We start from the raw sequence: 24,743 nt of genomic DNA, 5'->3' as shown, positions 1-24,743 counted from the left end.
ATGATAAAAAGTTTTTTTAGAACGCTAGTGTTATCTTTATCACTAAGCGTTCATTTTTTTTATGCACAAGAAACACAAATTCCAACTAAAAAAACACAATTAGGTTTTGCTCAATTGGATTTTTTAAGTATAAATATGCCTGATAATAATGAACCTAATATGGATTTCACAGGTATTCATTATAACTTAAAATTAAATGATTGGAGTTATGCTGGATTAGGTTTCTATGGTGCTGTTGGTGGTATTAGAGGTGGTTTTTTTACTTTGGGAGTAAATGCTGGTGTTAATTATAAATTTTATAAAAACTTCTTTGTAGATACCGGAATACACTTTGGCGGCGGCGGCGGCGCAGCTGCTCCTGATGGTGGTGGTGCTTTCATTTTACCTCACTTTAATTTAGGATATGATTTTAAGCACTTTTCTATATCTTCTGGTTGGAGTTACATAGACTTTTTTGATGGTGGTACAATTAATAGCAATCAATTCTATGCTGCTGTACAAATACCATTAAACTTTAATCATGCTGACTTTAAGAATAAAGAAAATAAATACACTTTTGAAGATTTAAAAAGTAGTGATTGGAATACTAAATCTAATCGAATCTCTCTTATGGTACATTTAAACAATTTATCAGTTAGAGGTGATTCACAGTTTTCTACTGGTGAATCTATTAAAGGAAGAACTATAAGACTAGCTGGTTTTGAATTTATATCTTTTTTAAATAAAAATTGGTTGTTTTTTGTTAGAGCAGACGGCGCTTTCCATGGAATTCCCGCTGGTTATATGGACATTTTCTTAGGTGGTGGTTATCATTTATCTCTGAATAAAAATAGAACTAATATCCAAGCTAAGTTTGGAATTGGAGCTGGCGGTGGCGGTGGAGTTGACACCAAAGGTGGTTTTTTAATTTATCCTGATATCTCATTAGAACAAAAATTATTTGATAATTTCTATGCAACTATAAATAAAGGATACCTTATGAGTCCTGATGCTCACTTCTTAACTTCTACTTTTGGAGTTGGTTTAAAGTATTATGTAGATAAGGAAGGAACTACGTCAGATTTCTCTGAACCAAATAGCTTTAAATTTAAAGGAATACAAACTATTATAGAACAAGATTGGTATTTGGATGCTGCAAGAAATGGTAATTTCAATTTGGATATGCATCAAATTTCATTACAAGTCAATGTATTCTTAAACAAATACATTTATGCTGCTGGCCAAACTTCATTTGCTAATTTTGGAGATGCGGGAGCTTATGCAGAAGGAATTGTTGGTTTAGGTGCAGAATCTAATCGTTTCTTAAAAGATAAAGTTAGTGTTTATGGTCAATTATTAGGTGGAGCTGCTGGAGGTGGCGGAATAAGTACTGGCCAAGGATTAATTCTAAAACCAAGTTTCGGTTTAGACATAAAATTATTAGAAAACTTAAGTCTAAGAAGTGGTATTGGTTATGTAAAAGCAAGAGGCGGACGTTTAAGTAGTACTTTTGCTAACTTTGGAATTAATTATAATATTTCTATGCTTACTGCTAAATAATATTATTTAGTTTTGTAGCTTATTGCTGAGGAATTATGCAGAAAAAAATAAACATACAGAATAAAAAAGCTCGTTTTGAATTCGAGATTATAGATAAATATACTGCTGGTATCCAATTAACGGGTACAGAAATCAAATCTATTCGACAAAGTAAAGCTAGAATCACAGAAAGCTTTTGTGAATTTAATGAACGAGGTGAATTGTTTGTAATTAACATGTATATTGAAGAATATGCTTTTGGTCACCACTACAATCATAATCCTAAAAGTGAACGTAGACTTTTATTGAATAAACAAGAACTTAAGAAACTAGCTCGTGAGGTTGAAGCCAAAGGAAATACAATAGTTCCATTACGTTTATTTATCAATGAAAATGGTTGGGCTAAACTTGATATTGCTTTAGCTAAAGGTAAAAAAACTCATGACAAACGAAACACAATAAAAGATCGTGACAATAAAAGAGATTTAGCTCGTTTGAAAAAGAATTACTAATCATGCTTAAAGAAAAACTAGCTAAATACAATATCATTCTAGCTTCTGGTTCACCAAGACGTCAACAATTTTTTCGGGATTTAGATTTAGAGTTTGAAATTAGATTAAAAGAAGTTGAAGAAGTTTTCCCAGATCGTTTAAAAGAATTTGAAATCACTGATTTTTTGGCCGATTTAAAATCAAAAGCTTTTGATAATGAATTAAAGGATAATGATATATTAATTACTTCAGACACTATTGTTTGGTTAAACGATAAAGCACTTGGTAAACCTAAAGATTATGACGATGCTTTTAATATGCTTAAGAGTTTATCCAATACAAGTCACAAAGTAATTACCTCTGTAAGTATTAAAGGAAAAAACTTTCAAAAAATATTTCATGATATTGCTTCAGTTAACTTTAGAGAACTTACAAATGAAGAGATTCATTATTACATAAAGAACTACGAGCCTTTTGATAAAGCTGGAGCTTACGGTATACAAGATTGGATAGGCAAAATAGGAATCAATAAAATAGAAGGAAGCTATTTTAACGTTATGGGACTTCCTGTTCATAAATTATATAAAGAATTAGAAAATTTATAACCTTCTTATAAGCTAAAAGTTTATTTTTGGGCAGAATTTACAACACGACAATGAAAAAATACACATTTACAGAAAAAAAAGACACACGTTCTGGTTTTGGTGACGGTTTAACTGAATTAGGGAAAACAAATCCTAATGTAGTAGCCTTATGTGCTGATTTAACAGGTTCATTAAAAATGAATGAATTCGAGAAAAATCATCCAGATCGCTTTTTTCAAGTAGGTATTGCAGAAGCAAACATGATGGGAATAGCAGCTGGACTTACTATTGGTGGTAAAATTCCTTTTACAGGAACATTTGCGAATTTCTCTACAGGAAGAGTTTACGATCAAATTCGTCAATCTATTGCGTATTCACATAAGAACGTTAAAATATGTGCTTCTCACGCAGGTTTAACTTTAGGTGAAGATGGTGCAACACACCAAATTTTAGAGGATATTGGGTTAATGAAAATGTTACCTGGTATGACTGTGATTAATACATGTGACTATAACCAAACTAAAGAAGCTACAATCGCTATTGCTGAACATGATGGACCAGTTTATTTACGTTTTGGTAGACCAAAAGTTCCAGTTTTCATGCCACAAGGTGAATTTAAAATTGGAAAAGCTATTAAATTAACTGAAGGTACAGATGTAACTATAGTTGCTACAGGTCATTTAGTTTGGGAATCTTTATTAGCTGCTGAGGAATTAGAAAAAGAAGGGATTTCTGCTGAAGTTATTAATATTCATACGATAAAACCTTTAGATGAAGAAGCTATTTTAGCCTCTGTAGCAAAAACAAAATGTGTTGTTACTGCGGAAGAGCATAATAAATTAGGAGGATTAGGTGAAAGTGTTGCACGTTGTTTAGCTCAAAACGCTCCTACTCCACAAGAGTTTGTTGCTGTAGATGATAGTTTTGGAGAATCTGGAACACCAGATCAACTAATGAAAAAATACAAAATTAACGATGAAGCTGTCATAGCAGCTGTTAAGAAAGTAATAAAGAGAAAATAAACGAGTTAATAACTCGTTTTTTTATATACAATAATTCTAAAAGTAAAATTATGAAGAAACTTATTTTTACATTATGCTTATTATTTGCAGCTGTACAATTTTCTGAAGCGCAAATAGGTTTTGGTATTAAAGGAGGTATAAACTACAACTCAGATTCATTTAGAGATGTTTCTGATGATATTATTAACGGAAATGCAGAAAGCAGAACAGGTTTTCATGCTGGTGTTTGGTTACGTTTTAAACTTCCAATGACAGGTTGGTATATTAGACCTGAATTGGTATATACATCTTTAAAAAGTGAAGTAGAATTAAACACAACTCCTCTTACAACTAAAGCTAATTACGATTTTCAGAAAATAGATATTCCTGTATTATTAGGAAAAAAATTCTTCAAAATAGCTTATGCTCATATTGGACCATCTTTTCAGTATTTAATTGATGGTGATTTAGATTTTGATGCTGTTTCTAATATAAAAGCTGATGGTTTTACTGTTGGTTTACAATTAGGAGGTGGAATAGAAATAGGAAAAGTTGGTTTAGACTTACGTTGGGAAAGAGCTTTTTCTGATGTAGAATCTGAATTAATTTCTAATGTTGGATCAGCAAATTTCGACACTAGAGTAAATCAAATTATTATAGGACTTTCGTACAGATTTTAATTAAAATCTACTATAAAATAAAAAGGACAACGAAATTCGTTGTCCTTTTTTATTTATACTTATTAGGATATTAATTATCCTTAGATTTTCTGATATCTGGATTTAAATAATCTGGTAATGTAGGATTATCTGGATCACTAAAATCATTTAACGGATTATTATCTTCTATCATAGTATCTTCATTTCTTGTTAAGATAAGATCTCCATCGTCGTCTGTATCAGCAAAATTTGGTAATCCGTCTCCATCTGTATCGTCGTTCCATGGTTTTCCATCTCCATCTAAATCTTCTAATATTGATGGTATTCCATCAACATCGCCATCTGTATTTTCAACAATATCATTCATCTCCACATAAAACATTAATATGTCATTAGGTAATATTCCACCAGTTAGAATTCCTTCATTTCTATAAGCTAAACCAGAAGGAATAAATAAAACACCTTTACCTGTACCTGAATATGTTAATGGTCCATTAGGAACACTTGCGTTAATTCCTCCTTTAAAATTTGTCATTCCGTAAGTCCAACCACGAATAACTCCTGAACCTAAAACAAACCAAGTATTAATGTTAACATCAAACTGAGTAGGACTAATTCTTTCTGTATCTAAAATTTTTCTTCCAGAATAATTTACTAAAACAGAATCTACAACAGTTGGATTTCCTTTTGGTGATGTACCTTCATCTCTAACATAAGCGTAAAGTTTAAAATCAATATCATTACCATTAATAGTTTCAACAACATCTTGTGTCTTTAAATTTGGATCTTCAGAAAGTGGCGTTTTACCATCTTCCATAGGTTTTACCAAATCAGTATCTAAATCATAATAATGATTTTTAAAAAATTTAACTAAAGAATCATTATCAATAACAGATTGTGCTGCATGATCAAAGTTTGGATCAATTGTACTCACAGGACCATCATCACCACACGAATACACTAAAATTGAAATAATACCAACTAATAGTATATGTTTTATTTTCATCATTTATTTTTATTTAGGCTTGCAATTTACCATTTTTATACCTTTGTAAAAAGAAGTCAACAAAAAATTAACTTTTTGAATGAGGATTGATAAATATTTATGGTGTATAAGATTGTTTAAAACAAGAAATATAGCCACAAATGCTTGTAAAAAAGGACAAGTAAAAATAGATGATAAAATTTGTAAACCTTCAAGAGATATTTTTGGAGGAGAAACGATAACTGTTCGTAAAAATCAGATCAATTATAAAATAACTGTTTTAGATATACCTCCGAATAGAGTCGGTGCTAAATTAGTTGATTTATATAGGAAAGATATAACTCCTAAAGAAGAGTTTGAAAAAACAGAGTTATTAAAATACGCCAAAGATTATTACAGGAAAAAAGGAACAGGGAGACCAACTAAAAAAGACCGAAGAGATATTGAAGATTATTATGAAACTAATGAAGAAGATTCATAAATTTGCAGTATGACAGAGACAAATAATATCATTTTAAATAATACACAGATTCATCAAAAAATAAAGAGAATAGCTTATCAAATTTATGAAGTGAATCATCAAGAAAATGAAGTTGTTATAGCTGGTATAGCAAATAATGGTTATTTGTTAGCGGAAAAAATTGTTGAAGAACTAAAAAGTATTTCTGATTTAAATATCACTCTTTGTAAAGTAAGTATCAACAAAAAAAATCCATTAGAAGAAATTACGACTGATATTGCTGTTGAAGATTACATTAACAAACCTCTGGTATTGGTAGATGATGTTTTACACTCTGGAACTACTTTAATATATGCTGTAAAACACTTTTTAGGGGTTCCTTTAAAGAAATTTAAAACAGCAGTATTAGTAAATAGAAACCATAAAAAATACCCTATAAAAGCCGATTTTAAGGGTATTTCATTATCAACATCTATAAAAGAGCATGTTGTAGTAGAATTTAACAATAATGATATTATTGCTTTTTTAGAGTAGATTGAATCGTTAATTTAATTTCATCTATAGTTTTATCACTAGTATTTACTTTCTCCGTGGCTTGTTCATAGAAAAAACTACGTTCAAATAAATGCTTAGCTATAAACTCATGTAATTCTTCATCATTTAGTTTAGCTACTAAAGGTCTTGATTCTTTTTCACCCTTTAATCTTTCAACTATTGTATTGATTGATGTTCTTAAATAAATGGAAATTACATTTTCTCTCTTATTAATTACATCCATATTTCCAGCATAACATGGTGTACCACCACCTAAGGAAAGAATAAAATCATCATCTTTATCTAAAAGTTCTTTTAGGTATTCATGTTCTTTTAGTCTGAAAAAAATCTCCCCTTCTACATCAAAAATTTCTGGAATTGTTTTATTCAATTTACTTTCTATGTAATGGTCTAAATCTATAAAAGGTAAATTTTCCGCTTCAGAAACTAATTTCCCTATGGTAGATTTACCACTTCCCATATAACCTAAAAGTATAATTTTCATGTATATAAATTTTTCTTTCACAAATATTAAAAAAAAAACACAAAAAATACTTTCAAGTTTTAAAAAACGTATGTATATTTGCAACCGCTTTTCGGAGCAACAATAACAGACCGGGTAGCTCAGTTGGTAGAGCATCTCCCTTTTAAGGAGAGGGTCCTGGGTTCGAGCCCCAGCCCGGTCACAAAAAGTTAAGCATTTGCTTAACTTTTTTTGTTTAAGCGCATATGGCGGAATTGGTAGACGCGCTGCCTTGAGGGGGCAGTATTCTTATGAATGTGGAAGTTCGAATCTTCTTATGCGCACTCAGAACGTTTCTTTTTAATTAAAGAAACGTTTTTTTATGGTATATTTTTTGAAAGTTCTTTAACGTATAATTGACTAATATCACCATAAATATTCCGTATTATTGCACTATGCTAAAAAAAATATATTTACTAATACTTATCTTTAGTGTTTCTATCACTTTTTCTCAAGAAAATAAATTAAGAGGCCAAGTTGTTCATGCTGTTACCAAGAAACCACTTAGTGCTTCACATGTTCTAAATTTAAATACAGTTATTGGTACAATTACTAATGAAGATGGACTTTTTGAATTAACTGCTAAAGCTAACGATACTGTATTAGTTTCTTTTTTAGGTTTTGAATCTATTAAATTAAAAGTAACAAATGATTTATTAAAAGGTAATGAATTAGAAATAGCCTTAAATGAAAAACCTGAAGAAGTTAAAGAAATTGTAATTAAATCTACAAAGTTAATTGGAGTTTTAGAAGTAGATATAAAACAGGTTCCTAAAGATAAATTTACTAGAATACACTTAAATGGATTACCACAGACTTATGAAGTTGGAAGACCACAAAAAATCTCCTCTCCTATTGCTAAACTTCTCAATCCTGTAGATCTCGTTTATAACTTGTTTGGAAAAAAACCCAAGCAACTTAAAAAATTACAAAAGCTTAAAAAAGAAGACGATTTACGTAAAATGTTAGCTGGTAAGTTTGACAGAGAAGTAATGATGGAATATTTAGAAATGGATAAACAACAATTAACAAAGTTGTTAGATGATTGTAATTATTCTGAATACTTTATTAAAAAAGCTAGTGATTTACAGTTAATCGAAGCTGTATTAAATTGTTATGAAAATTATAAAGCAATTAAAAAAGGTAAAATTGAAAGAGATAGAATACCTAGGAAAAATTAAATTATAGTTTTTAAATCAATTCTTTAAAAAGTTATTTATGGTAAAAAAAATACCTTTAACTATTTTTGCCTTGTTATGTTTAACCTTAGCAAGCTCAATTTATGGTCAACAAAGTTACTATAGTGATGTTGATCTAAATCTTACAGGTACATCGTTAAAAAATGCTTTATCTGTAAAAATCATTAATACTCACACTAACGCTTTAGATTATACTCCAGGAATATGGGAAGCTTCTAGAGTTACTGATGTAAATCCTGTTAATAGTTCAGAAGTTTTACTAATTTATGGTTACAGTACTTCTGGGTCAACTTCTAGAACCAGAGGAATTAATGATAATGGAGGAAATAACGGAGAATGGAACCGTGAGCATGTTTACGCTAACTCATTAGGGAATCCTGATCTAGACGCAGGTGGTACAAACGGACCTCCTTATGCTGACGCTCATAATTTACGCCCTTCTGATACACAAATTAATTCATCAAGAGGAAATAAAAGATTTGCAACTGGTTCTGGTAATTCAGGAGCTGTTACAAACGGATGGTATCCTGGAGACGAATGGAAAGGTGATGTAGCTAGAATTATCATGTACATGTATTTAAGATATGGTGACCAATGTAAGCCTACACAAGTTGGTGTTGGTAGTTCATCTGCTACTCCAGATGACATGATTGATTTGTTTTTACAATGGAATGCAGAAGACCCTGTTTCTGATGTTGAAAAACAAAGAAATACTTTTCATGAAAATACTTCAAACACTTATGCTCAAGGAAATAGAAACCCTTTTATTGATAATCCAAGATTAGCTACAAGAATTTGGGGAGGACCAGATGCGGAAGATATTTGGGGAATTTACTCAAGTTCAGATACAGAAGCTCCAACTGTGCCAACAAATTTAATGGCTAGTAATATCACCACTTCATCTATTGATATTTCTTGGACAGCTTCAACAGACAATGTTGATGTAACTAGTTATGATATTTATGTAGATGGAACCTTAAACACTAATGTAACAAGTACAAACCATACATTAAGTAATTTAGCTTCTAATACAACATTTTCTATTTCGGTTTTAGCAAAAGATGCTGTTGGTAATGAATCTGCTCAAACTTCTCCAATAATACCTAAAACTTTAGAAGATACAACTGCTCCTACTACTCCAACTAATATTATTATTAGTAATGAAACAGATACTACATTTAAAGTTTCTTGGAATGCATCTACTGATGATACTGCTGTCACTGAATATGAAATTTATATTGATGGAAGTGTAAATGGAACTAGTACGAATACAGAATATACTGCAAATAGTTTAACAGCTTCTACTACTTATAGTGTTCAAGTTTTAGCAAAAGATGCGGTTGGTAATTCTTCTTCATTAAGTACTGGAGTAAACGCAACAACTACAGATGGGGGAACTTCAAGCGCAAATGAACTATTTTTCTCAGAATATGTAGAAGGGTCAAGTAATAATAAAGCTATTGAAATCGCTAATGTTACTTCTAATCCAATTGATTTATCTGTGTATAGTGTCAGAAGAAATGGAAATGGTGGTTCAACTTGGTCTGCTCCTCTTAATCTTTCAGGAACAATAGCGGCGGGAGATGTATATGTAATTATAAATGGAAGCGCTTCTCTTCAAAAACTAATTGATGAAGCTGATTTAAATCATCCTAACTCTAGTGCAACTAACAACGGAGAGCCTATAAATTTCAATGGAAATGATCCTGTTGGTTTATTTAAAAATGATGTTTTAATAGATATTATTGGTGTTTTCAATGGAGGAACAGGTAATTTTGCAAAAGATAAAACATTACGTAGAAAATTAACTGTTGTTAGTCCTAACACAACTTTCGATTTAGCAAATGAATGGGAAGAGTTCCCTAGAGATAATGTTGAAAATATCGGAATTCACAATACAGCTACAGCTAGTGTAGATGAAGAAATTCTAAATGGTATAAAAGTTTTTCCTAATCCAGCTATTGATGGAACTATTAAAATTCAAAACAAAAGTAATGTTACTATTAATAGAGTAAGTGTATTTTCTATAGATGGTAAAGAAGTTTTTAATTCTTCTAAAAACTTAAATGAAAACACAATCTTTATTAAGAATTTACAAACTGGAATATACTTTTTAAAAATAAAGACAGATTCTGGAGATAAACATCAAAAGATATTAGTAAAGTAAAAATTAGAGCGGCAAAATTTTGCCGCTTTTTTTATGCTTCTATTTCATTCAAAAGAATTAAATTTACACCCTTATAACAACACGTAAACACAACTTAACATAATGATTCATTTCTTTGGAAACACAAACAGCAAGGTTTTTGCTGTTCAAACAACAGAAGAATTAACATCTGAGACTATAGCAAAATTAACTTGGTTATTTGGTAATCAACCTAAAATAAACGTGGCGTCTATCGACGCCTTTTTTGTTGGACCAAGAGCAGCTATGATTACACCTTGGAGTACAAATGCCGTTGAAATTACCCAAAATATGGGTATTGAAGGTATTATAAGAATTGAAGAATTTAATGCTGTCGCTAAAGATTTTTCTAAATTTGATCCGATGATTTCTCAAAAATTTGAAAAATTAGATCAAGAAACGTACACCATAAACATTACACCTGAACCAATTGTAGCAATTGAAAATATTGCAGCTTATAATGAGCAAGAAGGTTTAGCTTTAAGTAGCGAAGAAGTTGAATATTTGAATGAAGTTTCTGAAAGAATTGGAAGAAAGCTTACAGATTCTGAAGTTTTCGGTTTTTCACAAGTAAACTCAGAACACTGTAGACATAAAATTTTTAATGGAACTTTTGTCATAGATGGAGAAGAACAACCTACTTCTTTATTCAAAATGATTAAAGAGACTTCTAAACAAAATCCAAATGATATTGTTTCTGCGTATAAAGATAATGTAGCTTTCATAAAAGGACCTAAAGTTGAACAATTTGCTCCTAAAAGTGCAGATAAACCTGATTTCTACGAAACCAAAGAGTTTGAATCTGTGATTTCATTAAAAGCAGAAACACATAACTTCCCTACTACTGTAGAGCCATTTAATGGAGCAGCTACTGGTTCGGGAGGAGAAATTAGAGATCGTTTAGCAGGTGGTAAAGGTTCTATTCCAATGGCCGGTACTGCTGTATACATGACTTCTTATTCTCGTTTAGAAGAAAATCGTCCTTGGGAAAAAGCCATGGATGAAAGAAAATGGTTATACCAAACACCAATAGATATTTTAATTAAAGCTTCTAATGGAGCTTCTGATTTCGGAAATAAATTCGGACAGCCATTAATTTGTGGGTCAGTTTTAACTTTTGAACATGAAGAAGATGCTAGAAAGTTAGGATTTGATAAAGTAATTATGCAAGCTGGTGGAATTGGATATGGTAAAGCAGATCAAGCTTTAAAAGATACTCCTAAAGAAGGTGATAAAATTGTAATTCTCGGAGGTGAAAATTACCGAATTGGTATGGGAGGAGCTGCAGTTTCTTCTGCTGATACTGGTGAGTTTTCTTCAGGTATTGAATTAAATGCTGTTCAAAGATCTAATCCAGAAATGCAAAAACGTGCTGCCAATGCTGTAAGAGGAATGGTTGAAAGTGAAGAAAACTTTATTGTTTCTATTCACGATCACGGAGCTGGTGGACATTTAAATTGTTTATCTGAATTAGTAGAAGATACTGGTGGAAAGATTGATTTAGATCAACTTCCTGTTGGTGATCCTACTTTATCTGATAAAGAGATTATTGGAAATGAATCTCAAGAAAGAATGGGATTAGTAATTTCAGAAGAAAATTCTGAAATCCTAAATAGAATTGCAGAAAGAGAACGTTCTCCTATGTATACTGTTGGTGACGTTACTAACGATCATCGTTTTACATTTAAATCTAAAACTAAGGGTAATACGCCAATGGATTTAGCTTTATCTGACATGTTTGGAAGTTCTCCAAAAACAATAATGACAGATAAAACAATCAATCGTAATTATAAAGAAATTACATATTCTAGTGAAAACTTTGAATCGTATTTACATCAAGTTTTACAATTAGAAGCTGTTGCTTGTAAAGATTGGTTAACAAATAAAGTAGATCGTTGTGTTGGTGGTAAAGTAGCTAAACAACAGTGTGTTGGACAATTACAAATACCTTTAAATAATGTTGGTGTTATGGCACTAGACTTTAAAGGTAAAGAAGGAATTGCTACTTCTATTGGCCACTCTCCTATTTCTGGTTTAATAGATTCTAGAGCAGGAAGTTTAAATTCAATTGCTGAAGCTTTAACGAATATTATTTGGGCACCTTTAAAAGATAATTTACAATCGGTTTCTTTATCTGCAAACTGGATGTGGCCTTGTAAAAATGAAGGTGAAGATGCTAGATTATACAAAGCTGTAAAAGCAGTTTCTGAATTCTCTATTGATTTAGGTATAAATGTTCCTACAGGTAAAGATTCTTTATCAATGAAACAAAAGTATCCTAATGAAGACGTTATTTCTCCAGGTACAGTGGTTATCTCAGCTGCTGCAAATTGTAATGATATTACTAAAGTTGTAGAGCCAGTTTTTCAACAAAATAAAGGAGATATTTACTACATCAATTTATCACAAGATAGTTTTAAATTAGGTGGTAGTTCTTTTAGTCAAGTTGTAAATAAGATTGGTAATGAAGTACCATCAATAAAAAATGCAGCTTTTTTCAAAAAAGCTTTTAATACTATTCAAGAATTAATTAAGCAAGAAAAGATTGTTGCTGGACATGATGTTGCTTCAGGTGGTTTAATCACTACTCTTTTAGAATTATGTTTTGCAAATACAAATACTGGAGCTAACTTAGATTTATCTTCATTAAACGAAAATGATTCTTTACGTTTATTATTTGCTGAAAACTCAGGAATTGTAATCCAAGGAAGTGATAGTTCTATAGAAGATGCATTAAAAGCTAATGCTATTGAATTCTTTAAAATAGGTACAGTAACTGAATCTGACAGAATTAATATTAAAAATAACACTGATTTATATTCTTTATCAATTAGTGAATTAAGAGATGTTTGGTATAAAACTTCATATTTATTAGATCAAAAGCAAACTGCAAATAATTTAGCTGAAGATCGTTACCAAAACTATAAAAATCAACCTTTAACATATAGTTTTCCTAGTAATTTTACTGGTGAATTACCAAAAATAGACACTACAAAACCAAAACCTAAGGCTGCTATTATTAGAGAAAAGGGGTCTAATTCAGAAAGAGAAATGGCAAATGCCATGTATTTAGCTGGTTTTGATGTTAAAGATGTTCATATGACTGATTTAATATCTGGAAGAGAAACTTTAGAAGACATCCAATTCATTGGTGCTGTAGGTGGTTTTTCTAATTCAGATGTTTTAGGTTCTGCAAAAGGTTGGGCTGGAGCATTTTTATATAATGAAAAAGCAAATACTGCATTAAAGAAATTCTTTGAAAGAGAGGACACTTTATCAGTTGGTATTTGTAATGGTTGTCAACTATGGATGGAATTAGAACTAATTAATCCAGAGCATGATATTCATGGAAAAATGATTCATAACGATTCTAACAAGCATGAGAGTTCGTTTACATCTGTGAAAGTTCAAGAAAACAACTCTATAATGCTATCTAGTTTAGCAGGAAGTACTTTAGGAGTTTGGATTTCTCATGGTGAAGGTAAATTTAATTTACCTAAGCAAGAAAACGAATATAATGTTGTAGCTAAGTACGCTTATGAAGAATATCCTCATAATCCTAACGGTTCAGATTATAACGTAGCAATGTTAACCGACAAAACAGGAAGACATTTAGTTACAATGCCGCATATTGAGCGTTCTACATTCCAATGGAACTGGCCGTATTATCCTGAAGGTAGAAAAGACGAAGTTTCTCCATGGTTAGAAGCATTTATTAATGCTAAAAATTGGATCGATAATAAAAATGATGATTAAGTAATTTAATTATATGATAAAATTAAGAGACACTATTATTAGTGTCTCTTTTTTTTTACAATTGTATACCAAAAAGCAGTCCACAAAGTTAAACTAATTAGAATTTAAATAATTTTACAATTGTAACCATTGGTTTTTATAATAAATCATACAATTAAATCAGTAAAAGCAAATATTGTTAAATCAATATATGTATTTTAAGCTAATTTACTCTTTTTAGGTGTTTACATTTGTATTTCAAACCACTAAAAACGCATTATTACTCAGTTATAAGTATAATTTATAGTACATTTGTAAATCGCTGTAAAACAATAAGTTAAGCTTAGTTAATTAAAGTAATTTATAGCTAGAAACACTGGTTATAGTCATCTAATACAAGGATTTTTTTGCTAATCAACTTAGATTAGTTATATTTACACTTGTAAACACCTAACACTAGTTTACATTTGTAAAATGATAGATCGTATAAAATTTATTTTAGATCATTATAATCTAACGTCAACAAATTTTGCTGAAAAAATAGATGTGCCTAAATCTAGTATTTCACATCTACTCTCTGGTAGAAATAAACCTAGTTTAGATTTTGTTATGAAAGTAGATAAAGCTTTCGAAGAAGTTGATTTAGATTGGTTACTTTATGGTAAAGGAAGTTTTCCTAAAAATAATAAACCAGAAAAATCTACATCACTACAACACTCTACCTCATTATTTAACCAAGAAATAGAAGAAAGTGCAAAAAAAGAACCTATTTTAGAAAATAATTTTGACAGGTCGGAAAAAAGTAATAACTTATCATCACTTACCCCGAAAACCTTAACCAAAATTATTTTACTGTATAATGACGGTACATTCGATGTATTTGACAAGTAATTCCCGAGAATTACCGATTTAAATAATCCCCTAGAAAAAATAAGCCTGTATTCTTTACAGGCTTGTTTTATTTTAATAGGCTTATAAAGAGTTCAGTTATATAACATCAATTAAATTAATAATTCAACAAAAAAGTCTATACTAAAAATGTTTTAGTATAGACTCCAAATAAATAAATATATCTAAAAATGGGTAAAAAGAGCTGTAGTAAACTACAGCATTGGCACAAAAATTTCTAAATACATTCTCTTTCTAATTTCATATCGTGTGTTCCATTTATACCTTCTACAAATAAATTTAATTTGTCATCCTCTAAAAGAACTACTTCGAAAAAGCCTTTAATTTCATTGCTTAAGTTTTGTGAACTTAATAAAAACACAACTTTATTAGTTCTTTCTGCTTTCCATATTCCTACAGAATAATCTCCACCACCAAAAGCATTATAAAATATAAAAGTTCCATCTTGGAAAAACTTAAATCTATAATTAGAATAGTTTGCCGTTAAATTATTGTTGTCCTTATTTAAATCTGTAATTTTCCATATACAATTAAGAACTAAAAAATTTAATCTATCAACACTAATATCTCCTGCTGCTGTACTGCAATCTTTTCGAAGTTTAATAGTTTTTCCTGAATTACTTTGAATTAAAACATTACTATTATCTAAGCTCGCAACAAAATATTGATCTACTATATCTGAAAAAACAGAAGAAATATTGATGATTACATTTCCGAACGCATTAATTTCAACTGTCCAAATACCTGTGTATGTATCAGTACCATCAGTAATTTCAAAAGTTTCATCTGATTTAAAATCGAATTTATAATTTGAATATTGATCTGATAAGCTTTCTCCGTTATTTATAAAATCTGTAATAGCCCAATTACAACCAGCTAAAATTTCTTTTACTTTATCTTCACTAAAATCAGGACACTTCTTCTCTATTCTCATTACATCATTATCCAGTTTCACTTCTAAAAATCTATCTCCACATTCTTTAATTTCCCAATCACCATTAAAATCATTGATTGTTGAAGATAATTTTAAAACATTTCCGTTAGAAGAATTTTCAATAGACCAATCTCCAAAACCTTCAATTGCTCCATTTTGATTTACTGTAAATGTAAAATCGTTACTAAATCTGAAACTATAATTTTCTAAAAGTGCATTATTAGCATAAGAAGTTACTTCCCAAATACATTTTTCTATACTTTCTCTAACAAAATCAACATTACAATAATCTGGATCGTCATCATTATAGTTAAAGTCATCATCTTCATCACAGCTATCAGCTGCCTCAATAATAGCATCTTGCAATTCCTTGTTGTTATTCACAGAAATTAAAGTTCCGTCAGCTTTAATTAAAGTGATCGGATATTTAATATTTGCAATTGTAGAAGCATCTAAATTTTGTAAAAAACCATAAAGATTAGCATCATTATTTACTGTTTTAGTGTCTAAAATGTCAAAGTCAGCATTAAAAACAGAAATTGAAATCGGATAAGAAAAATCTATACACTCAATATCTTCATCTTTAACATTTTCTCCTTTACAACTACTCACCAATTCCTTTAATTCATCTTCATTATTTATCTCTAATTCAGCAAATTCATTAGTGATAATTTTTATTGGATACTGAATATCTATCTTATCAATATCATCAGTAAATCGATCAAAAATTTCTTCGATTACTTGATAATCATCTATAGAATTAATTTCTACACCTGTTCCATTTACAACCACAAAAACTGGAAGTTGTACCTCTAAACAGTTTGCTTGATCTATAATATTATCTACAGAACCATCGTTAGTTACAGTTTGAGTTATTAAAGTTGTTAAAGTTGAATCTGATGTTAACTTTACTTCTTCTTCTTGAGAACTCGAAATTTCAATTACTTCTTTTTGACAAGATGAAAATATTATTAACATCGATAGAATTGAAAGAGTAAAAGTTAAAAGTTGACTAGGTTTGATATTCATAATTAAATTAATATTCAACAACTTACTATTGTAAGTTGTAAAAAGCAAACTCAAAATTACGGATTAATGTTTCAACAAAATAAATAAATTTGATTTCATTAAAAAATTATACAAAGAGCAGTTAACTATTAAAAATCAACCCAATAATTCTTTGTTTGCTTATTAGTATAACAACATACTAAAAAAAAATCCTACCTTCGTGACCGTTTTTTTTTAACTTAGAAAAAATTATGGCTATTGCTTAATGGAAAAACCAATACATAAAAATATTTGTAACGATACACTCTTTTCTTCATTTTTTAATAAGCACTTTAAAGATTTGTATAACTTCTTGTATTACAAATTCGGTGAAAAATTAAATCCTGAAGATAAAGTACAAGAAGCCTTTTTAAAGGTTTGGCAAAATTGTCATCGTATAACTCCGGATAAAGCAAAAAGTTTTTTATTCACTACTGCTAATAATTTGATGCTAAATCAAGTTAACCATGAAAAAGTAAAATTAAAATACGCAGAAATCCCCAAGAAAAATTCAACAAATGAATCACCTGAATTTGTTTTAGAAGAAAAAGAGTACATGGATAAAATTCAAAGAGCAATTAGTAATTTAACTGAAGCTCAAAGAGTTGCTTTTTTAATGAATCGAGTTGAAGGTAAAAGATTTAAAGAGATTGCAGAAATTTTAGAAATCTCTGTAAAAGCCGTAGAAAAAAGAATTTACGGTGCTCTAAAAAAATTAAGAGAAGATATAGAAGAATTATAATCTTTTGGGGTAGGAATTTTTAATCTCTACTTGTTATAGTATTGTAGATAGATATGGAAAAAACAGAATTAATAAAAAAATGGTTAGATCACGATCTTGATCCTCAAGAGCTTGAAGAATTCAAGTCACTAGAAGATGCAGATGAATTGATCCAAATTTCTGAAAGTTTGAAAAAATTTAAAGTTGATCAAAACGTTAATCAACAACAAATTTTAAATAATATTATTTCAGAAAAGAAAAATACCAATTCAAATATTTTCAGCTTATTAACTAAGATTGCTGCAATTTTTGTTATAGCTCTTGGTAGTTACTATTTCTTGTTTAATAATAATGTTACTAAAATAGAAACTAGTTATGCTGATAAAATAACAACATTTTTACCTGATAATTCTACTGTAGAATTAAATGCCGTGAGTTCTATTAATTTTGTAAAAGATTCTTGGAACAAAAAAAGAGAATTAACTTTAAAAGGTGAAGCATTTTTTAAAGTTGCTAAAGGTTCTACTTTTAAAGTAGTTACAGATCAAGGGAATGTTACTGTTTTAGGTACAGAGTTTAATGTAAAAGCAAGAAACAACACTTTTCAAGTCGTTTGTTATGAAGGACTTGTACGTGTAGATTTCAATGGAAAGACTGAAAAGTTATCTCCGGGAGATTCTTTCAAATTCGGTAAATTAATCGAAAAAGATACTGAAAACATTTCGCCTTCTTGGATTAATAATGAAAGTGAGTTTGAAAGCGAACCATTTATAGAAGTAATTAAAGAATTCGAAAGACAATATAAAGTCAATTTCACAATAAATAATATCAATACTCAACAATTATTTACAGGTAAATTTAATCATAAAGACCTGAATTTAGCTTTAAATTCAATAACTTTACCTTTAAATTTAAGTTACATAATCCGAGGAGATGAAATTATTTTAAAGCGTGAAAATCCTCAATAAGTTTTTTTTTGTTCTATTAATATTTAACCTGAACGTTTTCATTTCTTTTGCTCAAAATGAAAATGAAATTTCCCTTGTCAAATTTTTAAAAAAAATAGAACGAAAATTTAAAATCAGTTTTTCTTACGCTGATAAAACTATTGAGAAGATTTTTATAACACCTCCTTCCACTTCTTTAGACTTAGAAAAAACGTTATTTTTTTTAGAAGAGACAACTAAATTAGAATATAAAGTTTTAAATGATCGATTCATCATCATAAAAACAAAAAACACAGATAATATTTTATTTGAAAATTTAGAAGAAATATCTGTTCAAGGATATTTAACTTCTGGTATTTCTAAAAACAATGATGGGTCTATAAATTTAAAAACTGACAAATTAGGAATACTTCCTGGTCTTATAGAACCTGATGTTTTACAAGCAATTAATGCTTTACCAGGTGTAGTAAGTGTAGATGAATCTATCTCTAATTTGAATATTAGAGGTGGAACTCATGATCAGAATTTAATTCTTTTTGATGGTATTCGCATGTATCAATCTGGACATTTTTTCGGATTAATTTCTGCTTTTAATCCATATTTAAAATACGACATAAGTTTATCAAAATCAGGAAGTAGTGCAAAATACGGAGAAAGTATTTCTAGTATTATTGATATGAAGTTACCTAACAAAATAACCAATAAATTTGAATTAGGTGTAGGTTTGAACTTATTGAATTTAGATGTATTAAGCACTATTCCTATCAAGAAAAATTTAGAATTACAGTTTGCTGCAAGAAGATCTACTACAGATTTTTTAAACACTCCAACTTTTGATCAATATTTTCAAAGAGCTTTTCAAAATTCAGATTTACAATTAATTACTGGAGACAGTAGCGTAATAACTAAAGATGAAAATTTTAGATTTCATGATTTTTACGGTAAATTAATTTGGGATATTGAAGACAAACATCAATTAAGATTCGTTTTATTAAATATAGAAAATGACTTAACGTATAATGAATCGTTAATAAATCCTTTAAGGGATGAAGAACTTAAAAGTGAACTTAATCAAAACAATATAAGTACAGGAATAACTTACGTCGGAGACTTAAACGATCGTTTTAAACTAACTGCTCAAGCTTATTTTTCTTTTTATAATTTATCTTCTGTTAACGCAAACATACTTAACAGTCAGAGTTTAACACAAGAAAATGAAATTCAAGACAACGGATATAAGTTTGATTCCGAATTAATTATATCTCCAAATACAACTTGGTCTAACGGATATCATTTCTCACAAATTGCAATCAGTAATTTAGAAAAAGTAGATGAACCTTTCTTCAGACGTTTCATAAAACAAGTACTTATTACACACTCTCTGTATAGTCAATTAAACTATTCTAGTGATAATTTTTATTTAAAAGGCGGATTAAGAGTTAATTATTTTGACAAGTTTAAACGATTCTCTGTTGAACCTAGATTAGCTTTTAATTATAGGTTTCATGAAAATTTTAAATTTGAATTTACTACAGACTTTAAAAGTCAAGGAACATCACAAATTATTGATTTACAAAACGATTTCTTAGGAATAGAAAAAAGAAGATGGGTTTTAGCTAACGAAAGTACACCTATAATTACGAGTCAACAACTTGGTTTAGGTTTATTTTACGAGAAAAATAAATGGTTAGTAAGTATCGAAACCTATTATAAAAAAGTAAATAATATAAGTAGTAGAAGTCAAGGTTTTCAAAATCAGTTTCAACTCATAAATGATATAGGAAACTATGAAGTTAAAGGTATCGACTTACTAATTCATAAAAAGTTTAAAAACATAAAAACCTGGTTAAGCTATAGTTACAGTAAAAATGATTACATTTTTAAAAATTTAAATAACTCTAAAAGCTTTCCTAACAATGTCGATATTAGAAATGTAATTAGTTTAGACGGAACATATACGTATAAAAATATTGACTTTGCTCTTGGTTTTAATTGGCATTCTGGTAGACCTTTCACAGAACCAAACGGTGTGAGTTCTACAGGAAATAGTATTAATTATGAAACTCCTAATAGCAGTAGATTACCAAGTTATTTAAGATTAGACTCTTCCATAAATTACAATTTTAAAATTGGAAAATCACAAGCTACTGCTGGTCTGTCTGTTTGGAATATTTTAGATAGAAAAAATGTTTTAAATACTTATTATGACATAGAAAATGGCAACCTTTCTAAGATTGATAACATTTCTTTAGGTTTTACACCAAATGTGAGTTTCAGAGTAAAATTTTAATAAAAAAAAGCTGTCTAAAATAAGACAGCTCGAAATTTTATAATGTAAAATGTTATCGGTTTAAGTTAGCATTCCTCCATCTACAGATAAAGTTTGCCCGGTAATATAAGCACTCATGTCAGAAGCTAAAAACACACAAGCATCTGCTATATCTTTAGGAGTTCCACCTCTTTTTAAAGGAATTTCATTTCTCCAACCTTCTACTACTTTTTCGTCTAATTTCGCAGTCATTTCAGTTTCTATAAAACCAGGAGCAACTACGTTACTACGAATATTTCTAGATCCTAATTCTAAAGCTACAGACTTAGAGAATCCTAAAATACCAGCTTTAGAAGCAGCATAATTTGCTTGTCCAGCATTTCCTTTTAACCCAACTACAGAACTCATGTTAATGATAGAACCTTTTCTCTGCTTCATCATTGGACGAATTACTGCTTTTGTTAAATTGAAAACAGATTTTAAGTTAACTTCAATAACTTTATCGAAATCGTCTTCAGAAATACGCATTAATAAATTATCTTTTGTAATACCAGCATTATTAACCAATACATCGATACTACCAAACTCTTCTAATACATTTTTAGCTAACTCTTGCGCTGCATCAAATTCAGCAGCATTAGATTGATATCCTTTAGCATTAACTCCTAATTCTTTTAATTCATTTTCTAAAGATGTTGCAGCATCTACAGAAGAATTAAATGTAAAAGCAACATTTGCTCCTTGTTTAGCAAATTCTAAAGCTATTCCTCTACCAATTCCTCTGGTAGCACCTGTAACTATTGCTGTTTTATTTTCTAAAAGTTTCATTTGGTCAAATTTAAAGCTCCAAATATAAATGATTTAGTAATACCAATAAAAAAAGCACTCAATAAAGAGTGCTTTCTTATAGAATTAATATTTTAAAAACTGATTTTTAAAGTTTTAACTTTTTAGATTTTTCATAATTGAATAAATGATCCACATCTAATTCCTTGACTTTACCTAATTTACTTAAAGATTTTAGATCAATATCTTTTTTATTCGCTAAAACCATAATATTATAATCTTGTCCCTTAATATTATTATCAAAGAAATCTTTAAGATCTTTCATAGTTAAATTCTTGATAGAATTATAAACTTCTTCTCTATTATCATTTGTAAATCCTCTCTTTTTTAATGACTCATATGTCCAAAATATTCCTGTATCATTAATTCTTTGAGCAGCAATCTTTTTTAAAGCAGCATTTTTAGCAGCATTAAATTGTTTTTCTGCTTCAGGCATATTATTCATTAAATCCATCATAGCATCAACAGCATCTGGAAGTTTATTTGCTTGAGTTCCAATATAAGCATAAACATAATTAGGATTTCCTTTTTCTGAAGCATTACTGTAAGAAGAAAATGCTGAATATGCCAATGATTTAGATTCTCTTATTTCTTGAAATACTATAGATGACAGTCCACTACCAAAATAAGTATTAAAAAGTGTAGAAACAGCCATTTTCTTAGGATCGAACTCCTCTCCTTTTGCTAAAAATAGCATTTCAGCTTGAACCATATCATAGTTTACGAAATACACATTATCTCCAGTTTTAGCATATTCGTATGATTTTTTTTCAGGATAATCTTTTAGGTTTTCTTGAATTGAATGGTTGTTTTCTAAGGCTAGCTTTGCTTGATTTAAATCTTTACCATAATAAAAAACCCTATGTTTATAATTCTTCAATTCTTTAACTAATGAAACTAACTCTTCAGGATTGAAACTATTTAATTCTTCTATAGTATATATGTCTCTCAAACGAGATTTCTCTCCATATTGTCCGTAATTCCATAGACCACTCCACATAATTTGACCTTTACTAAGTTTATTGTCATTACGCTGTTTTGCTATTTTATCTACATATTTTTCGTAAGTCTCTTTATCTGCTTTAGCATTATTCCATAAATCTTCTAATAAGGCTAAACCTTTATCTAAATTTTCTCTTAAACCAGATAAATACACATAGGAACGTTCTGCCCCTGCACTAACCCCATAATTAATTCCTAGCTTATAAAACTCTTTTTTAAGATCTTCAGGAGAATATTTCTCAGTTCCTAAATACTCTAAATAGCCAACTGCTATAGGTAATTTTTTATTATGATCTTTACCCATATCAAAAATGATATCTAATTCAGCTAAATCATTGTCAGTGTTTTTAATATACTCTATTTCTATACCATTAGAAATTTTACTCTTTTGAATTTCGCTTTTATAATCTATATATTTTGGAGATAAATCTTCAGATTTCATAGCATTTACAGAGGTAACAAAATCTGATATTTTTTCTCTATTTAATTTATTTGGAGTAATTTTTGGTTTAGGAACTTTAACTAAATCATCTACTTTACCTTGTCTTTTATGAACAACTACATAATTTTCTTTATAAAAATCGTTTGCAAAAGCAACTAAATCTTCTTTTTTAATCTGCTTTAATTCATTTAAGAACCTTACTTTATCACCCCAATCTTGGAAATGAACAAAAGCTGAAACATATTGGTAAGCAACTGAAGAAGCATTTAAATTTTGACGAACTTGATTTAATTCAAAGTTTTTTACAACAGCATCAATAATCCAATCTTCGAATTCTCCCTTTTTAATTCGTTCTATTTCTCCTAAAACTAATTCTGTAGCTTCTTCTAAAGTTTGATTATTCTTTGGTGTAACATAAAATTGATGTAGACCATAGTCATTCATAAATTCAGTATAACAACCTGCGCTTTGAACTTTTTGCTTTTGATTTAAATTTAAATCTATTAAACCTGCTGTACTATTATTTAATATATAATCTATTACAGTTAAATATTTTTCATCTTTAGAACCAATTCCTTTACTTCTAAAAGCAATATTGGTTCTGGCAGTTTCTGGTCCCGTAACTTCTTTTATTACAGGTTTTTCAATTGCTACTTCTTGTGGTCTTTCAGGATAAGTAACTTCTTTTGATTTCATGTTTCCAAAAGCAGCGTTAACTTTTTGAATAGTTTCTTCGAATTGTAAATCTCCCACTAAGACAACAGCCATATTATTAGGAACATAATATTTATCAAAATAGGCATGAATTGCTTCCATTGACGGATTTTTAAGATGCTCAGAAACGCCTATAGTAGGTTGCTGACCATATGGATGACTTGGGAATAAAGCATCCATTAAAGCAAAGCTAGATCTTCTGAAATCATTATCTTGAGATCTGTTATATTCTTCATAAACAGCTTCTAATTCTGTATGAAATAAGCGAAGAACTAACTGGCTGAAACGCTCACTTTCAACCTTTAACCATTTTTCTAATTCATTAGCTGGAATTTTATTCGTATAAACAGTTTCCTCATGCCATGTCCAAGCATTAGTTCCTTCAGCTCCTAAACCACTTATCATATTATCATATTCATTAGCAATAGCTAACTTTGAAGCTTCATGAGAAACTTTATCTATTTCTTTATAAATCTCTAATTTCTTCTTTGGATCTTTTTCAGCTTTATGCTTTTCATATAAATCTGAAATTTTTTGGAGCTCTACTTTCTCTTTATCAAAATCAACAGAACCAATTTTACTTGTTCCTTTAAATAACATATGTTCCAAATAGTGAGCTAAACCTGTATTATCTGAAGGATCATAAACAGACCCAGCTCTTACAGGTATAAAAGTTTGAATTTTAGGTTCTTTAAAGTTTTGAGCTAAATACACTTTTAAACCATTATCAAGTGTGTATAATCTTAAACCAGTAGGATCGTTAGTATAACTTACATAGTTAAATCCATTTTTATCTTTCTGATTTTCAATTTTTACTTCGTTAGTTTTTACGGAATCATTAGATGTTTCCTTACAGCCCATAAAAAAAACGGCTACTATCGAAGCAATGAGGAGTTTGTTCATTTTTTTCATTGCTTATTGTTTATTAGATTAAATTATATGACTAACAAAATAATTTGTATAATAAAATTAGAATGTTATTTTTTGTTATCTAGTGTTATTGTGTGTCAATAAACAATATTTAGCAAATACTCTTCC

General features: G+C 29.4%; 19 protein-coding genes and 2 tRNA genes. 16 read left to right on the top strand and 5 right to left on the bottom strand.

Features of this window, described 5'->3' with window-relative positions; translation table 11 throughout:
• The 5 genes from Q1A46_RS13055 to Q1A46_RS13035 are packed head-to-tail and all read left to right on the top strand — an operon-like array spanning window position 1 to window position 4,274.
• Window positions 1–1,539 carry a hypothetical protein gene (locus Q1A46_RS13055; RefSeq protein ID WP_299679328.1) on the top strand — a complete coding sequence of 513 codons (1,539 nt, stop codon included), beginning with the start codon at window positions 1–3 and terminating at the stop codon, window positions 1,537–1,539.
• A 35-nt stretch (window positions 1,540–1,574) separates the two neighbouring features.
• Window positions 1,575–2,030: an SsrA-binding protein SmpB gene (smpB, locus tag Q1A46_RS13050; RefSeq protein WP_299679325.1), complete on the top strand. Its 456-nt coding sequence runs from the start codon at window positions 1,575–1,577 to the stop codon at window positions 2,028–2,030.
• Between the two features lie 2 nt (window positions 2,031–2,032).
• Entirely contained in the window at window positions 2,033–2,614 is a 582-nt protein-coding gene (locus Q1A46_RS13045) for a Maf family nucleotide pyrophosphatase (RefSeq protein WP_299679322.1), read from the top strand.
• Between the two features lie 50 nt (window positions 2,615–2,664).
• Entirely contained in the window at window positions 2,665–3,615 is a 951-nt protein-coding gene (locus tag Q1A46_RS13040; RefSeq protein ID WP_299679319.1) for a transketolase family protein, read from the top strand.
• 50 nt (window positions 3,616–3,665) lie between these two features.
• Window positions 3,666–4,274, top strand: coding sequence for a porin family protein (locus Q1A46_RS13035; protein WP_299679316.1), 609 nt, complete (start codon window positions 3,666–3,668; stop codon window positions 4,272–4,274).
• 70 nt (window positions 4,275–4,344) lie between these two features.
• Here Q1A46_RS13035 and Q1A46_RS13030 read toward each other — a convergent pair whose 3' ends face one another.
• Window positions 4,345–5,262, bottom strand: coding sequence for an FKBP-type peptidyl-prolyl cis-trans isomerase (locus Q1A46_RS13030; RefSeq protein ID WP_299679313.1), 918 nt, complete (start codon window positions 5,260–5,262; stop codon window positions 4,345–4,347).
• Between the two features lie 76 nt (window positions 5,263–5,338).
• Between Q1A46_RS13030 and Q1A46_RS13025 the strand changes: the two genes are divergently transcribed.
• Together Q1A46_RS13025 and Q1A46_RS13020 are read left to right on the top strand one after the other, a co-directional pair.
• Window positions 5,339–5,719 carry an RNA-binding S4 domain-containing protein gene (locus Q1A46_RS13025; RefSeq protein WP_299679310.1) on the top strand — a complete coding sequence of 127 codons (381 nt, stop codon included), beginning with the start codon at window positions 5,339–5,341 and terminating at the stop codon, window positions 5,717–5,719.
• Between the two features lie 9 nt (window positions 5,720–5,728).
• Window positions 5,729–6,232, top strand: coding sequence for a phosphoribosyltransferase family protein (locus tag Q1A46_RS13020; protein WP_299679307.1), 504 nt, complete (start codon window positions 5,729–5,731; stop codon window positions 6,230–6,232).
• Here Q1A46_RS13020 and Q1A46_RS13015 read toward each other — a convergent pair.
• The gene (locus tag Q1A46_RS13015) at window positions 6,213–6,737 is read right to left on the bottom strand and encodes a shikimate kinase (protein WP_299679304.1); all 525 of its coding nucleotides are present in this window, start codon (window positions 6,735–6,737) and stop codon (window positions 6,213–6,215) included. The genes Q1A46_RS13020 and Q1A46_RS13015 overlap by 20 nt on opposite strands.
• A gap of 108 nt (window positions 6,738–6,845) precedes the next feature.
• On the opposite strand from Q1A46_RS13015, the gene Q1A46_RS13010 reads away from it, so the two are divergent.
• The 6 genes from Q1A46_RS13010 to Q1A46_RS12985 all read left to right on the top strand — a co-directional run bounded on the left by Q1A46_RS13010 (window position 6,846) and on the right by Q1A46_RS12985 (window position 14,765).
• Window positions 6,846–6,918, top strand: a tRNA-Lys gene (locus tag Q1A46_RS13010).
• Window positions 6,919–6,955: 37 nt separating this feature from the next.
• Window positions 6,956–7,039: transfer RNA gene (locus Q1A46_RS13005), tRNA-Leu, on the top strand.
• Window positions 7,040–7,150: 111 nt separating this feature from the next.
• Window positions 7,151–7,936 carry a carboxypeptidase-like regulatory domain-containing protein gene (locus tag Q1A46_RS13000; protein ID WP_299679301.1) on the top strand — a complete coding sequence of 262 codons (786 nt, stop codon included), beginning with the start codon at window positions 7,151–7,153 and terminating at the stop codon, window positions 7,934–7,936.
• Window positions 7,937–7,973: 37 nt separating this feature from the next.
• On the top strand, window positions 7,974–10,121 hold the full coding sequence (locus Q1A46_RS12995; protein WP_299679297.1) for an endonuclease: 2,148 nt from the start codon (window positions 7,974–7,976) through the stop codon (window positions 10,119–10,121).
• Window positions 10,122–10,223: 102 nt separating this feature from the next.
• Window positions 10,224–13,895, top strand: a complete 3,672-nt coding sequence (gene purL, locus Q1A46_RS12990) for a phosphoribosylformylglycinamidine synthase (protein ID WP_299679294.1) — start codon at window positions 10,224–10,226, stop codon at window positions 13,893–13,895.
• 453 nt (window positions 13,896–14,348) lie between these two features.
• Window positions 14,349–14,765 (top strand): helix-turn-helix transcriptional regulator, encoded by a 417-nt coding sequence (locus Q1A46_RS12985; protein ID WP_299679291.1) that lies wholly within the window; start codon window positions 14,349–14,351, stop codon window positions 14,763–14,765.
• A gap of 235 nt (window positions 14,766–15,000) precedes the next feature.
• On the opposite strand, the gene Q1A46_RS12980 is transcribed toward Q1A46_RS12985, so the two are convergent.
• Window positions 15,001–16,746 carry a hypothetical protein gene (locus Q1A46_RS12980; RefSeq protein ID WP_299679288.1) on the bottom strand — a complete coding sequence of 582 codons (1,746 nt, stop codon included), beginning with the start codon at window positions 16,744–16,746 and terminating at the stop codon, window positions 15,001–15,003.
• Between the two features lie 244 nt (window positions 16,747–16,990).
• Between Q1A46_RS12980 and Q1A46_RS12975 the strand changes: the two genes are divergently transcribed.
• From Q1A46_RS12975 to Q1A46_RS12965, 3 genes are read left to right on the top strand one after another with little or no spacing between them, the layout of a single operon-like run.
• Window positions 16,991–17,506: an RNA polymerase sigma factor gene (locus Q1A46_RS12975; RefSeq protein ID WP_299679285.1), complete on the top strand. Its 516-nt coding sequence runs from the start codon at window positions 16,991–16,993 to the stop codon at window positions 17,504–17,506.
• Window positions 17,507–17,559: 53 nt separating this feature from the next.
• The gene (locus Q1A46_RS12970) at window positions 17,560–18,453 is read left to right on the top strand and encodes a FecR family protein (protein WP_299679283.1); all 894 of its coding nucleotides are present in this window, start codon (window positions 17,560–17,562) and stop codon (window positions 18,451–18,453) included.
• Window positions 18,437–20,722: a TonB-dependent siderophore receptor gene (locus Q1A46_RS12965; RefSeq protein ID WP_299679280.1), complete on the top strand. Its 2,286-nt coding sequence runs from the start codon at window positions 18,437–18,439 to the stop codon at window positions 20,720–20,722. The genes Q1A46_RS12970 and Q1A46_RS12965 overlap by 17 nt, the downstream gene beginning before the upstream one ends.
• Window positions 20,723–20,782: 60 nt before the next feature.
• Here Q1A46_RS12965 and fabG read toward each other — a convergent pair whose 3' ends face one another.
• A complete protein-coding gene (fabG, locus tag Q1A46_RS12960) occupies window positions 20,783–21,529 on the bottom strand; it encodes a 3-oxoacyl-[acyl-carrier-protein] reductase (protein WP_299679277.1) in 747 nt (248 codons plus the stop codon).
• A 106-nt stretch (window positions 21,530–21,635) separates the two neighbouring features.
• Complete coding sequence (locus Q1A46_RS12955) at window positions 21,636–24,617, bottom strand: pitrilysin family protein (protein ID WP_299679274.1); 2,982 nt, start codon at window positions 24,615–24,617, stop codon at window positions 21,636–21,638.
• Window positions 24,618–24,743 lie beyond the last annotated feature (126 nt).

Source organism: uncultured Tenacibaculum sp. (assembly GCF_947502995.1).
Lineage (GTDB): Bacteria > Bacteroidota > Bacteroidia > Flavobacteriales > Flavobacteriaceae > Polaribacter.
The sequence above is the reverse complement of the archived record's forward strand: the minus strand, read 5'-3'. Positions and strand labels throughout refer to the sequence as shown.

Excerpts from the sequence above, each read along its gene's own strand:
- Q1A46_RS13000 (WP_299679301.1), top strand. The coding sequence starts at position 7,151 with ATGCTAAAAAAAATATATTTACTAATACTTATCTTTAGTGTTTCTATC.
- Q1A46_RS13030 (WP_299679313.1), bottom strand. The coding sequence starts at position 5,262 with ATGATGAAAATAAAACATATACTATTAGTTGGTATTATTTCAATTTTA.
- Q1A46_RS12995 (WP_299679297.1), top strand. The coding sequence starts at position 7,974 with ATGGTAAAAAAAATACCTTTAACTATTTTTGCCTTGTTATGTTTAACC.
- Q1A46_RS12970 (WP_299679283.1), top strand. The coding sequence starts at position 17,560 with ATGGAAAAAACAGAATTAATAAAAAAATGGTTAGATCACGATCTTGAT.
- Q1A46_RS13045 (WP_299679322.1), top strand. The coding sequence starts at position 2,033 with ATGCTTAAAGAAAAACTAGCTAAATACAATATCATTCTAGCTTCTGGT.
- Q1A46_RS13055 (WP_299679328.1), top strand. The coding sequence starts at position 1 with ATGATAAAAAGTTTTTTTAGAACGCTAGTGTTATCTTTATCACTAAGC.
- Q1A46_RS13035 (WP_299679316.1), top strand. The coding sequence starts at position 3,666 with ATGAAGAAACTTATTTTTACATTATGCTTATTATTTGCAGCTGTACAA.
- Q1A46_RS12985 (WP_299679291.1), top strand. The coding sequence starts at position 14,349 with ATGATAGATCGTATAAAATTTATTTTAGATCATTATAATCTAACGTCA.
- Q1A46_RS12955 (WP_299679274.1), bottom strand. The coding sequence starts at position 24,617 with ATGAAAAAAATGAACAAACTCCTCATTGCTTCGATAGTAGCCGTTTTT.
- purL (WP_299679294.1), top strand. The coding sequence starts at position 10,224 with ATGATTCATTTCTTTGGAAACACAAACAGCAAGGTTTTTGCTGTTCAA.
- Q1A46_RS13015 (WP_299679304.1), bottom strand. The coding sequence starts at position 6,737 with ATGAAAATTATACTTTTAGGTTATATGGGAAGTGGTAAATCTACCATA.
- fabG (WP_299679277.1), bottom strand. The coding sequence starts at position 21,529 with ATGAAACTTTTAGAAAATAAAACAGCAATAGTTACAGGTGCTACCAGA.
- Q1A46_RS13025 (WP_299679310.1), top strand. The coding sequence starts at position 5,339 with ATGAGGATTGATAAATATTTATGGTGTATAAGATTGTTTAAAACAAGA.
- Q1A46_RS13040 (WP_299679319.1), top strand. The coding sequence starts at position 2,665 with ATGAAAAAATACACATTTACAGAAAAAAAAGACACACGTTCTGGTTTT.
- Q1A46_RS13020 (WP_299679307.1), top strand. The coding sequence starts at position 5,729 with ATGACAGAGACAAATAATATCATTTTAAATAATACACAGATTCATCAA.
- Q1A46_RS12980 (WP_299679288.1), bottom strand. The coding sequence starts at position 16,746 with ATGAATATCAAACCTAGTCAACTTTTAACTTTTACTCTTTCAATTCTA.
- smpB (WP_299679325.1), top strand. The coding sequence starts at position 1,575 with ATGCAGAAAAAAATAAACATACAGAATAAAAAAGCTCGTTTTGAATTC.
- Q1A46_RS12975 (WP_299679285.1), top strand. The coding sequence starts at position 16,991 with ATGGAAAAACCAATACATAAAAATATTTGTAACGATACACTCTTTTCT.